Origin of the sequence: Ferruginibacter sp. HRS2-29 (genome assembly GCF_024343615.1) — a bacterium.
GTDB lineage: Bacteria > Bacteroidota > Bacteroidia > Chitinophagales > Chitinophagaceae > Ferruginibacter.
Genome location: NZ_RJUB01000156.1, coordinates 50784 through 62357 on the forward strand (window position 1 = coordinate 50784; position 11574 = coordinate 62357).

The window sequence follows — 11574 nt, forward strand, 5'->3', positions numbered from 1 at the left end:
GGTACGTCGAAAAAAATAGTTTTGTTGAAACTAAAATTGTTTATGAAAAATATCTTTTTCCTTTTTGCCGCCATTGTCATCGTGGCCGCCTCCTGTGCCCCCAAAATTTATAAGACTGAAGATTTCGAAAGTAAAACAGCTTCGCATAAGATAGTGGCCATTTTGCCGGCGGAAGTTACCATCGCTCTCAGGCCAAATGAAAAAAAACGTACCACTGTCGAACAGCTTCGGGAATCGGAAGAAAAAACCGGTACTATGATACAGGATAAAATGTACAGCTGGTTCTTAAGAAGAAGCGGCAAATTCAAATACACTGTTCAATTCCAGGATATAAGTAAAACAAATGCCTTGCTGCTTCAGAATAATATCAGGTACGCCGATATGAAGGCACACACAAAAGAAGAGCTGGCAAAACTGCTTGGCGTTGATGCTGTAATTTCCACTTCCGCCTCTATGCAAAAACCCATGAGTGAGGGGGCGGCGGTAGCCATGAGCCTGCTCATTGGATACGCAGGATCTACCAATGATGTGCAAACAGCTATCAGCATCAATGAAGCTACAAAAGGCGACCTCGTGTGGAAATACGACTATAACGCAACAGGCTCGGTAGGCAGTAATCCCGACAGGCTGGTGAATGCACTTATGCGCAATGCCTCTAAGAAGTTTCCGTACAATGATAAATAAATTCAAAATATTTTTGCAAAGCCATCCTTCTGTGATGGCTTTTTTTTAGCTTGTAATATGAATTATACCTGGATAGGGGTTGTTATCCTTTCAATAAGCATAGCATGTACCAATAACAATTCTGCAAAAGAGAGGGGGCCTCTCCATGTAAGATCTACGGCAGCAGACAGTTTCGCTACATCGACAGAACCATCGGCATCTATCGGAAAGAACGTTTCTTTCAATACCACTTTTACAGGGGGCATCAAAAAAGACAGTTTCGCCATTCGGCTTGCCAATGGCAAATCCTTTAAGCTGGCCGTACCAAAAGGATTCAAAATAGGAATAGCTGCCGAAGGGCTGCGCCGCCTGCGTTTCCTGACGCTCAGTCCTGATAAGCGCTTATTCGCCACCGATATGTACGACCGGAGTGATAATACCAAAGGCCGTGTATTGATATTTGAGAACTGGGATGAGCAATCGCATAAGTTCGGCAAAGTGACAACTTATCTCGAAGGCCTGCACAACCCCAACCAGGTAGCATTTTACAAGGATCATATTTACATAGCCGAAACAGATAAGCTGGTACGATACGCCTACCGGGCGGGCGACAACCAACCTAACGGTGCCCCACAAACGCTGGCCACATTTCCTGCGTATGGCCTGGGATATAAATATGGCGGCTGGCACCTCACCCGCAGCCTGGCTTTTCACAACGACAAATTATATGTAAGTGTAGGCAGCAGCTGCAATGCCTGTATTGAAAAAGAAGAGATCAGGGCATCGGTGGTGGAAATGGACCCAGATGGGAAGAACGTGAAATTTTATGCACGCGGCCTGCGTAATTCTGTGGGAATAAAATGGATCGGCGATGAACTCTGGGCCACCACCATGGGCCGCGACCTGATAGGCCCTGACAAGCCCGAAGATCTTTTTGTAAAAATAAAACGGGATGGGTACTACGGCTGGCCATTTTACTTCCAATATCAGAATAAAGTGTACAGCGATGATCAGTTCAAAGATTCTGCAAGGGCTTCATTTGTAAAAAAACCGGAAGTGGCTTTTGCTGGTTTTAAAGCGCATAGTGCACCCCTGGGCTTCGAATATTTCAAAGACTTTGATGACCCGCTGATCAAAAACAGTGTGCTCGTTTGCCTGCACGGAAGCACCAGCGTGTGGCGCCAGCGTGGAAATTCGGTGGTGAAAGTGGAAGGCGGAAATAAATACTCCGATATCGTTTCAGGATTTTTAGCAGGGAAAACAGAAGCGGGCAGATACGGCAGGCCTTGTGATGTGTTGATGAAAGATAGCCGTTCTTTTTACTTTACCGATGATCTGAATGGAGTGTTGTATTACGTTTGGAAGTAAAGCTCCCTAAATCCCCCAAGGGGGACTTTGGAAGTCCGTGTTTCTTTAAAGTTTATTCAATTCGTGAAGCCTGTAAAGTCCCCCTTTGGGGATTTAGGGGGGCCTTGTAATTGTTTTCCAGATACTTCTGCGCTTTCTCCAGGTCCTCAGGTACATCGATCTTTACTGTAGCTTCAAAAGTTTCCACCATTTTTAGTTGTATTCCATTATCGAGGTAACGCAATTGCTCTAACTTTTCTACTGCTTCCAGCGGGCTCACCGGCCATTTGGTAAAACCCAGCAACGCTCCTTTTCTGAAAGCATACACGCCGATATGTTCGTAATAATTGGGTGTGATGGCGGTATCCCGTTGATAAGGGATCACGCTGCGGCTAAATAGCAACGACCAGTTTTGGTTATTCACCAGCACTTTCACATAATTGGGATCGGCTACCAAAGACAGGTCGGTAAATTTTTTCATCAGCGAAGCCACCTGTACCTGCTTGCCTTCTTCTCCCTCAAAAACTTCCAGCAATTTTTGCAGCGGTTCTTTTTGCACAAACGGTTCATCGCCCTGCACATTCAACACCACGTCCACCTCCATATTTTCTACGGCTTCGGCAATACGGTCGCTGCCGCTTTCGTGCTCGCGGATACTCATGATGGCTTTGCCGCCATTGGAGACAATTTCATTGAAAATGATGGCGTGATCCGTCACCACGAACACATCGTCGAACAACCCCGTGGCCACGGTATTATCATACGTCTGCCTGATGACGGTCTTTTCGCCCAATGGCTGCATCAGTTTGAATGGGAACCTGGTGGCGGCATAACGTGCCGGTATCATCGCGATCTTCTTCATATTTTTTTATTACACGAATTAAGCGAATTACACTGATTACACGAATTCGTGTAGTTGGTTTTAATCAGTGCGATCATCTGTAATAGTATCTTCGTTTTGTCCCACGAAATTGGAAGGAAGGGTTTCGCTTTCGTAGTTACAATGGCCGCATTTGTATGTTGACTTTATATTCAGCGGAGCCTTTTTGCCAAACATTTTGCTTAATATCTTTACAACAATATTGGGCTCAAGAAGATTGGTGACATGTGTGAATTCGGTGTGACGGCAAACAGGGCATATCGCCAGGCGGAGATAATCTTCCTGAAATTCTTCCATCAACACAATTGCACGCTCTGCATCCCTGACGTCGATCTCCAGTTTAACACCTCCTGAGGCATTGCTTAGCAGAGGGCTAGCGCCGATATTGTAATCATCCCGCAAATATCCCTGGATGCCTTCCGCCTGCAGGCGGGTAAGCAGGATGCTGGCCGAAAAAGTAGTATCGAAAGTTCTGAGTACAATTGTTTCCATCTAATGGATAATTTTATAATGGAAAATGGATAATATTTCCGGTTCAAATATACCTCCAAATCAGGAGGAACATTCAAACCGAAAATATTATCCATTATCAATTAACATTCCAGCTCATCCCCCCATCCTTCTCATCTTTCAGCAATATCCCGATCTCTGTGAGTTGATTGCGGATCTTATCGGAGGTAGCAAAGTCTTTTTTGTTTTTCGCTTCTTTGCGGATATCGATCAGCAGTTGCATCACACCTTTCAGCATGTTGTTGTTGGCGGAATTCTCGCTGTGCAATCCGAATATATCTTCCAGGAAAGTGTGAAATTTTTCCTGCATCAGCCTGATGGTAGAAGCAGCCAGTGCACCGGTTGGTATCAATCCGTCTTTCAATGAATTGATCACAGGGGCCAGTTCAAACATATTAGCGATCACTTTCGGCGAACTCAGGTCGTCGTCCATGAACTCTTCAAATTCACTCAGCCAGTTCAATACCCTCGATTCCAAAGCCTCGTCTATCTGTCCTTCACCAGTTTCCGGCAGCCTTAGTTTCTGCAGCACTTCGTAGGCTTCCCACAATCGCTTGAATGCTTTTTCGCTGGCCACCAATGCCTCGCTGCTGAAGTCGAGCGGATGGCGGTAATGGCTTTGCAATATGAAAAAACGCACCGTCATCGGGCTGAAAGCCTGTGTCAGTAAAGGATGGTCTCCACTGAACAATTCTGTCAGCTTGATCACATTGTTATAACTCTTCCCCATCTTCTTGCCGTTGATGGTGATCATATTGTTGTGCATCCAGTATTTCACCGGGCTGGTATGATTGCAGATGGTACTTTGGGCAATTTCACTTTCGTGATGCGGGAACTGAAGGTCCATACCACCGCCATGGATGTCGAATTCGGCCCCCAGGTATTTGGTCGCCATTGCGGAGCACTCGATATGCCAACCCGGGAAACCCTCGCCCCATGGGCTGCTCCAGCGCATGATATGTTCGGGTGCGGCCGATTTCCACAAGGCAAAATCCGCGGTATCCCTTTTTTCTTCCTGCCCGTCGAGCTCACGGGTAGTGCTCAGCAGGTCGTCGATGATGCGGCCGCTGAGTTTGCCGTAATCGTGCCCGGCGGCATATTTTTTTACGTCGAAATAAACGGAACCGTTCACTTCGTAAGCGTATCCTTCTTCGATGATCTTTTTGATCATGTTGATCTGCTCCACGATATGCCCTGTGGCGGTAGGCTCAATACTCGGCTCCAGGCAATTGAACTGCTTGAATGCCCAATGAAAAAGATTGGTGTATTTCTGCACCAGCTCCATCGGCTCCAGTTTTTCAAGCAACGCTTTTTTCCCTACTTTATCTTCCGCTTCGCGGCCTTCTTCTTCAAAATGCCCGGCATCCGTGATGTTGCGCACATAACGGACCTTGTATCCCTTGTAAGTAAGGTACCTGAATAATACATCAAAAGTGATGTAAGGCCGTGCATGGCCAAGATGGCTTTCGCCGCTTACCGTAGGTCCGCACACATACATGCCTACATGCCCCGGAGTGATGGGAACGAATTCTTCTTTTTGCCTGCTGTATGAATTATATACTTTTAGTGACATCGTCTTTATTTTTTCTCCAACCGGTGAAACTTCGCTTACGTTGCTTTTTGGGTGGTTGAGATGATGGTATTTGTAAAATTTGAAAAATCCGCTGATCGCGGTGCAAAGATATTAAGCTATGCTGCAAAGGCAACAGCAGCAGGAAAAATAATATGGAATAACGGGATTGGCCATGAGTTGCAAAATAGCTTTTTTTATTGAAATATACGGGAGATAGATAAGGGATCACGGATTTTTGGCGGATAAAGGGGATTGCACAGATTATTTTGCTGCGCAAAATGAAAATGCAGTTTGTAAGTAGTCGAACTTTCCGGAGACTTCAAAGTCTTATAAACTGCATTTCTGTTTTCTGCGAAGCAGGAAATAATCTGTATAATCCCCTTTATCCCTTTGAAATCTGTGATCCCCTGTCATCATCGATCAGGCTGTTTTTTATAAACCAGGTCTGCGATGATCGGGTAGTGGTCGCTCATCTTCTTTGCCACGCAGGTATACTGCTGCACATCAAAATTTTTACCGGCAAAAATATTATCTATCCGCAAAGTAGGAGAGATGCCAGAAAATGTACGCCCGATCCCCGACCCTTTTTCGGTAAAAGCATTCTTCATTCCTTTGCCGATGGTACTGTAGGCATAACTGTTGGGCACATCGTTGAAATCGCCGCAAACGATCGTTGGGTAAGGGCTTTCGCTGATGGCCCGGCGGATATGATCGCTTTGTTCCTGCCGGTGGATGAACCCCGTTTTGAATTTTTTCACCAGGCTCATCGACTCTTTCAGGTTCTTGCCTTCTTCCAGGCTGGGTTCGCTGAGGTATTCGAGGTTTTGCGGCGAAAATTTCAGGGATTGCAGGTGGAGGTTAAACAGCCGGAATGTATCGGTATTCACCACCACATCGGTATATTGAAAAATAGAATTATAATTGTTGGGTGCATAACTCATCGTATGCTTGCTGGCAAACGGGTGCCGCGAAAAAATGATGATCCCAAAATGATGCTGGCCGTTGTAATTGAGTTTCCAGTTGTAGGAGTAAAAGTAATAAGGCATGTTGATTGACTTCGCGATGTCGGGCACATAATTGATCGCATTCGGAAAGCTGTCGCTGCCAACCATTTCCTGGAAGCAGGCCACATCGGGTTCGTAGCGCCTGATGAGGTTCAGCATCTGGTCTTTTACCTCAGGGCGTTTGTCGTGCTCGCTGATATCGAAATGGGCCACATTCCAGCTCATTACCCGCAGAGCGGTACTTTTTTTCTCTATGGCGAAACCGGAAGATTTTATCCTGAACAGCTCCCGCAAAGGGCTCCAGGCAAGCACGATAGTGATGATACTGAGCAAGGCGATCTTTGGTTTGGCAAACAGCCAGAACACGATGAAACCAACCAGCACCAGTAAAAGGTAAAAAGATGCCAGCGTAAAAAACCCCACAAACCAGAACTGCACAGGATTGAACCAGGAAGCATAACAACCCGCCAGAAACATGACTGCGGCAAGCACGTTGAGAAAGATGAAAGTCCGCTTGGCGAAACGCCGGAAGAAACTAGCTGGCATGGTAGTGAATAGTGAATAGTCAATAGTCAAACCTTCGAGGGTTCTGACCCGTTATGAAATTTTTACTTTCACGCTAAAATTACGGGAATAAACTTGTAGGAGTATAAACTTTAGAAACATAACAATGTTCGAAGGTTTGACTATTGACTATTCACAATTCACCACTTTATCGTCAATGCCCCCGGCAGTACCTTAAAATGAAATCTTTTTGCATAGATGAGCTCTCCGTCGAGGTGTGCATAGAGTTCCCGGGAGGCTGTTACCGTCACTTCTTTTTCGAGGCTGTGAATGATAAACGGGAGCTGCAGGTGTTTTCCTTTTTCGATCACGGGCAGGTAACGCAATCTTTTCCAGAAGCCCAAAGGCTTGCACAACAGCATATCCAGCCTGCCATCGGTAATGGAGGCATTAGGTGTAACGAGGAATCCGCCGCCGGTACGGCTGGAATTATTGACTGCTACCAGCAGAAATTTTTCGGAGTAACCGGCTGTCTCGGTAGCGATACCAAATATCGGCTCCCGGAACGAAAGTATTTTGCGCAGCACCACCAGGAGATAACCGAGATGCCCCCCGATGCGGCGGATTGTTTTGCCGGATCGTACTACTTCGCCATCGAAACCGATGCCGGAACTGTTTACAAACAACTGCCCGTTGCATTCTGCCGCATCCACTTTTTGCGGCCTTGCCGTAAGCGCTTTGTGCAGCAGCTCGTCGCGGCCGATGTTGCCATAAAGCCTCCAGGCGATATCATTGCCTGTTCCGCCTTTGAAGAGCACCAATGGAATATCCAACTGATTCCTGTATTTATTGATGAAATAATTGGCTGTGCCGTCCCCGCCTACAATCCAGGCTTCGAGGCAGGCATCGAGATTTTCGGGCCAGCCGGTAGCAAACAGGTGATGGTCGATACCACGGCTGGAGAGCTGTGTATTGAGCCAGTTACCTGTTTTTACGGCAAGCCCCGCTCCTGAAACAGGATTGATGAACAGTGCTATTTTCTTTGTATGCTGCAGTCAGGTTGATTTGGGAGATAAATATAAACAAAGCAGGGAGAAAGAACAATGCGAATGAAATAAACGCTGATTTTTTAAAAGATGAAAGGATTTCGCAGATTTTTTCTGCAAGGCAGAAAATAAAATGCAGTTTGTAAGTATTGGACCTTTTAAACCGGCCTCAATTTTTACAAACTGCATTTCCATTTTGCGAAGCAAAATAATCAGCGAAATCTTTTCATCTTTTAAAAAATCAGCGTTATTCTTTTGCTTCAATCCTTCTTAATTCAGCGGTTGCCCTACCGGGATCTTACAATCGTGCCCCGGCTCACCATGCGGAGGGTTGAGCTTTGCCGTGCTTCCGTTAGGAATGGCGGTTGGCGTAGCCCCCGTGCTTACCGATGGTTTCACTCCGGCTGGTACCTGCTGAATCGTTTGTTGAGGCTGCGCTCCCGTTTGGATAGGCGTACTCAATGGCGCACCTACGGCGATGTCGCAGCGGTGATTGGGTTGCCCGTGTGCCGGGTTCAGTCCCGCGGTGGTTGGCGCTGTCTGTACAGTTTGTACCTGCGTTGGTGCCGTTGCAGGCTGCACCGGCGCTATCGCCGGATTGGCGGTAGAGGTCTGCTGCCCAACACTGTCTGTTTTTGTGGTGGAAGGTGCTACGCGGATAGACGGGTCCTGGTCGGGCTGATTGCTGTTGCAGGCTATCAACGAAAACAGGACGATGGCGCAGGGTAATATTTTTTTCATCATGTATATTTAAGTGTGTGTGTAAAATGAATGTTTAAAGATCAGATATCATCTGTTTCGGCGGCTTTTTTCAAAATGCGTTTTTCTTCTTCGGTAAGTGAGTCATAACCTTTCTGGTTGATCTTGTCCAGCAGCTCATCTACGCGTTTTTGCGTGATGATGGATGTTTTGGTAAAAGGTTCGCGGTTGCCGGTATTGTAAAACATTTTGTCTTTTACCGGGCCGGAGCGTGCATTTTTAGCTGGATCAAAAAGATGGTTGAACCAATCGTAAAGATTGTTCATCCAGGTGCTGCCATCCCTTCCTTTTTTTAAGAAATAAACAAAGATGCCGCCGGCAGATGCGCCACCGATTATCGCGAAAGTGGCAGGCGATAGCGTTATGATATCGGCAAGGTTGAGGAGTAAATAAATGACCGTCAGTATCCAGACAGGAATGCCATTGCCCACCTGGCGCAACACCCTGTAATCCGGATCCAAAAAGGCGACAGCAACCGCCAATGCCGCGGTACTGGCGCTGGCCCCGGAGAGAAAAAATTGTGAAGCAGGTATGCTTTGAAGGCCTGTGGCGGTCAGTATAAAAAATAATGCACCGGCTAATCCGCCGTAGATGTAGATGGGAAAAATGAAACGGTTGCCCGAAATATCCTGCAGGATAAACCCGAACATCCAGATCCAGAGCATGCTGCTCAGCATATTCAGCAGCATGAGCCCGACATGGGCGCCACCACCGTGGGCAAACATATAGGTAAAAACCGTCCAGGGTTTTGTAGCCAGTTCGTGCAGCGTGCCCGGCACCGAAAACCAGCGGATGATATTGAAATTATCTACAGCCTGCCCCTGGTGGGTATAGATGTAAAAAAGGTTTCCCGTCAATACAAAAACAAAGACGATGATATTGAGGCCTATGAGGGCAACCAGTGCATTGCCCGACTGACCCAGCGTAAACCGTTTTCTCCGGTACTTGTCCTCATATTCCATATGCCTGTCCGCGATGCCCATAAATTAAATTTCACTAAAATTAATAACAGTTGTCAGAAATGCAGGTTAGTATTAATAAAAAGTTTTCCGGTTCTTTCGCCAGAAGATCACAATGATGAAGCCTGTGACCAATCCGGCAAGGTGGGCAAAATGCGCAATACCGGTTTTGTAAGGGCCGAATTGCCCGAAAAGATCGAGCGCCACCATCACCATCACCACATATTTTGCTTTTACCGGTACCGGAATGAACATCATGTACAGAGGAGTGTTGGGGAATAAATAAGCGAAAGCCGCAAACAGCCCCATGATGGCGCCGGATGCACCATATGCCCCACCGGGAATTATTTCGCTGGCACCAGTAGAAGGGTCTATGTAAAGAAAATCTTTCAGCACCAGCATTTCCACAGCGCCTGCAACAAGCCCGCAGGCGAGGTAAAAGAAAAGGAAACGTTTTGGCCCCCAGACCCTTTCCAGCCAGGCACCGAACACGTACAGGTTGAACATATTAAAAAAGATATGTCCTATGCCGCCATGTGCAAACATATTGGTGACTAGCTGATAGGGTTCGAAAAACTCCGATTGATAACCGTGTATCGCCAGTTTGTCGGATAAAGAAAAACCGGTCCTGGTATCAAAAACCTGCTGCGCAATAAAAACGATCACATTGATGATGATGAGATTGAAAACAACCGGCGCTGTACGTTGGATCCCGTTTCCTGAACTATAATATGCCATCCTGCAAATTTAATTGTAATTGGTTCACTTAAGTGTTAATAAAGCTACACTTTCGATATGATGGGTATGCGGGAACATATCTACCGGCTGCACTTTTTCCACCTGGTATTTTTCGCTCAGTAAAGCGATGTCTCGGGCCTGTGTGGCCGTGTTGCAGCTCACATACACGATCTTCGGCGCAGCGATCTCCAGCAGTTTGTTCACCAGCTTTTCGTGCATGCCCGCCCGTGGCGGATCGGTGATCACGATATCCGGACGGCCATGTTCGGCAAAAAAAGCGTCATCGCATATCTTAATCACATCACCTGCGAAAAAGTGCGTATGCCCGATATTATTCAGCGCCGCATTCTTTTTCGCATCTTCAATGGCATCTTCGATCAGTTCTACCCCGATCACTTTTTTGGCGCCCTTGCTGCAGAAGATCCCGATGCTGCCCGTACCGCAATACAGATCGTACAATACTTCATTGCCTGTAAGCCCTGCAAAATCGCGGGTGATGCGGTAAAGTTGTTCTGCCTGTTTGGTATTGGTCTGAAAGAATGATTTCGGACTGATGATGAACCTGAATTCCTCGAGCATTTCCGTCACGTACCCCTTGCCGTAGTAAGTTATGGGGGTGAGGTCGTAGATGCTGTCGTTCCACTTCGGGTTGATGGTATATAATAAAGTGGTGATGCCGGGCACCTCTTTCAGCAGGTGATCCAGCATGGCCACCCTGTTGGCTTCATCTTCGTGATTGATGCAGATGTTCACCATCAACTCGCCGGTGCTGCAGTAGCGCACAATGATATTGCGGAGCCAGCCCGTATGCTCGCGGATATCGTAAAAAGCGATATCATTCGCCCTGGCGAAATCCCGGATGGTATTGCGGATGCGGTTGTTCACCTCATCCATCAGGTGGCATTCGAAAATGTCGATCGTTTTATCAAAAATGCGGGGTACGTGGAAGCCCAGGGCATTTTGTTGGGGAACGATGCCGTCCGTATTGATCTCGTCTTTGGATAGAAAACGTTTGTTGCTGGCGGTAAACTCCAGCTTGTTGCGGTACTCACGGGTGGCGCCTGCACCAACGATCGGCAGTATCGGCACTTCCGTAAGCCGCCCGATGCGCCGGAGGTTTTGCTCGGCTTCCTGCTGTTTGTATTGCAATTGTTTGGGGTAAGGCAACATCTGCCATTTACATCCGCCGCATACGCCAAAATGCTGGCAGAATGGATCCACTCTTTCGGCAGAAAGGCTTACCATCTTATTTACACGGCCCTCGGCCCAGTCTTTTTTGTTCTTGGTAATGAAGATATCGGCCACATCGCCGGGAACGGCACCTTCAATAAAGATCACTTTTCCCTCATGCCGGGCCAGCGCTTTTCCTTCGGCTGCATAATCCGTCACCTCGATAGCAGGCAGGATGAATTTTTTATTTTTTTTACTCACGCGGCAAAATTACAGAAAAGGGACGACAGACGACAGAGGAGCGACCGCCGACCATGGATCACGGATCACCGGCCCCCTAAATCCCCCAAGGGGGACTTTTATCAAATCGAAGAATACCATATTATAATATTACGCTAAGGTCAAGGTCCCCCTTGGGGGA

Annotated in this window: 11 protein-coding genes; 2 read left to right on the forward strand and 9 right to left on the reverse strand. The window is 47.0% G+C overall.

All coding sequences use genetic code 11. The features are described 5' to 3' along the window. Positions 1-42: 42 nt before the first annotated feature. Entirely contained in the window at positions 43-684 is a 642-nt protein-coding gene (locus EGI32_RS17935) for a hypothetical protein (protein ID WP_255156741.1), read from the forward strand. 57 nt (positions 685-741) lie between these two features. After that, entirely contained in the window at positions 742-2031 is a 1290-nt protein-coding gene (locus EGI32_RS17940) for a sorbosone dehydrogenase family protein (protein WP_255156743.1), read from the forward strand. Positions 2032-2083: 52 nt separating this feature from the next. Here EGI32_RS17940 and kdsB read toward each other — a convergent pair whose 3' ends face one another. The 9 genes from kdsB to rlmD form a co-directional block, all read right to left on the reverse strand. Beyond that, positions 2084-2872 carry a 3-deoxy-manno-octulosonate cytidylyltransferase gene (gene kdsB / locus EGI32_RS17945; protein ID WP_255156745.1) on the reverse strand — a complete coding sequence of 263 codons (789 nt, stop codon included), beginning with the start codon at positions 2870-2872 and terminating at the stop codon, positions 2084-2086. 60 nt (positions 2873-2932) lie between these two features. After that, a complete protein-coding gene (locus tag EGI32_RS17950) occupies positions 2933-3382 on the reverse strand; it encodes a hypothetical protein (RefSeq protein ID WP_255156747.1) in 450 nt (149 codons plus the stop codon). 97 nt (positions 3383-3479) lie between these two features. Further along, positions 3480-4973 (reverse strand): cysteine--tRNA ligase, encoded by a 1494-nt coding sequence (cysS, locus tag EGI32_RS17955; RefSeq protein ID WP_255156749.1) that lies wholly within the window; start codon positions 4971-4973, stop codon positions 3480-3482. Positions 4974-5386: 413 nt separating this feature from the next. Beyond that, complete coding sequence (locus EGI32_RS17960) at positions 5387-6523, reverse strand: endonuclease/exonuclease/phosphatase family protein (protein WP_255156751.1); 1137 nt, start codon at positions 6521-6523, stop codon at positions 5387-5389. Between the two features lie 158 nt (positions 6524-6681). Further along, the gene (locus EGI32_RS17965; RefSeq protein WP_369681686.1) at positions 6682-7536 is read right to left on the reverse strand and encodes a diacylglycerol kinase family protein; all 855 of its coding nucleotides are present in this window, start codon (positions 7534-7536) and stop codon (positions 6682-6684) included. Between the two features lie 261 nt (positions 7537-7797). Continuing rightward, positions 7798-8268, reverse strand: coding sequence for a hypothetical protein (locus EGI32_RS17970; RefSeq protein ID WP_255156753.1), 471 nt, complete (start codon positions 8266-8268; stop codon positions 7798-7800). Between the two features lie 41 nt (positions 8269-8309). Continuing rightward, positions 8310-9269, reverse strand: coding sequence for a rhomboid family intramembrane serine protease (locus EGI32_RS17975; protein ID WP_255156755.1), 960 nt, complete (start codon positions 9267-9269; stop codon positions 8310-8312). 51 nt (positions 9270-9320) lie between these two features. Beyond that, positions 9321-9983: a rhomboid family intramembrane serine protease gene (locus EGI32_RS17980; protein WP_255156757.1), complete on the reverse strand. Its 663-nt coding sequence runs from the start codon at positions 9981-9983 to the stop codon at positions 9321-9323. A 24-nt stretch (positions 9984-10007) separates the two neighbouring features. Then, positions 10008-11414, reverse strand: coding sequence for a 23S rRNA (uracil(1939)-C(5))-methyltransferase RlmD (rlmD, locus tag EGI32_RS17985; protein WP_255156759.1), 1407 nt, complete (start codon positions 11412-11414; stop codon positions 10008-10010). Between the last annotated feature and the right edge of the window lie 160 nt (positions 11415-11574).

What these genes read in the sequence shown, in the direction of transcription:
- kdsB (WP_255156745.1), bottom strand. Translation starts at nt 2,872, where the DNA reads ATGAAGAAGATCGCGATGATACCGGCACGTTATGCCGCCACCAGGTTC.
- EGI32_RS17975 (WP_255156755.1), bottom strand. Translation starts at nt 9,269, where the DNA reads ATGGGCATCGCGGACAGGCATATGGAATATGAGGACAAGTACCGGAGA.
- EGI32_RS17970 (WP_255156753.1), bottom strand. Translation starts at nt 8,268, where the DNA reads ATGAAAAAAATATTACCCTGCGCCATCGTCCTGTTTTCGTTGATAGCC.
- EGI32_RS17960 (WP_255156751.1), bottom strand. Translation starts at nt 6,523, where the DNA reads ATGCCAGCTAGTTTCTTCCGGCGTTTCGCCAAGCGGACTTTCATCTTT.
- EGI32_RS17950 (WP_255156747.1), bottom strand. Translation starts at nt 3,382, where the DNA reads ATGGAAACAATTGTACTCAGAACTTTCGATACTACTTTTTCGGCCAGC.
- EGI32_RS17980 (WP_255156757.1), bottom strand. Translation starts at nt 9,983, where the DNA reads ATGGCATATTATAGTTCAGGAAACGGGATCCAACGTACAGCGCCGGTT.
- cysS (WP_255156749.1), bottom strand. Translation starts at nt 4,973, where the DNA reads ATGTCACTAAAAGTATATAATTCATACAGCAGGCAAAAAGAAGAATTC.
- EGI32_RS17935 (WP_255156741.1), top strand. Translation starts at nt 43, where the DNA reads ATGAAAAATATCTTTTTCCTTTTTGCCGCCATTGTCATCGTGGCCGCC.
- EGI32_RS17940 (WP_255156743.1), top strand. Translation starts at nt 742, where the DNA reads ATGAATTATACCTGGATAGGGGTTGTTATCCTTTCAATAAGCATAGCA.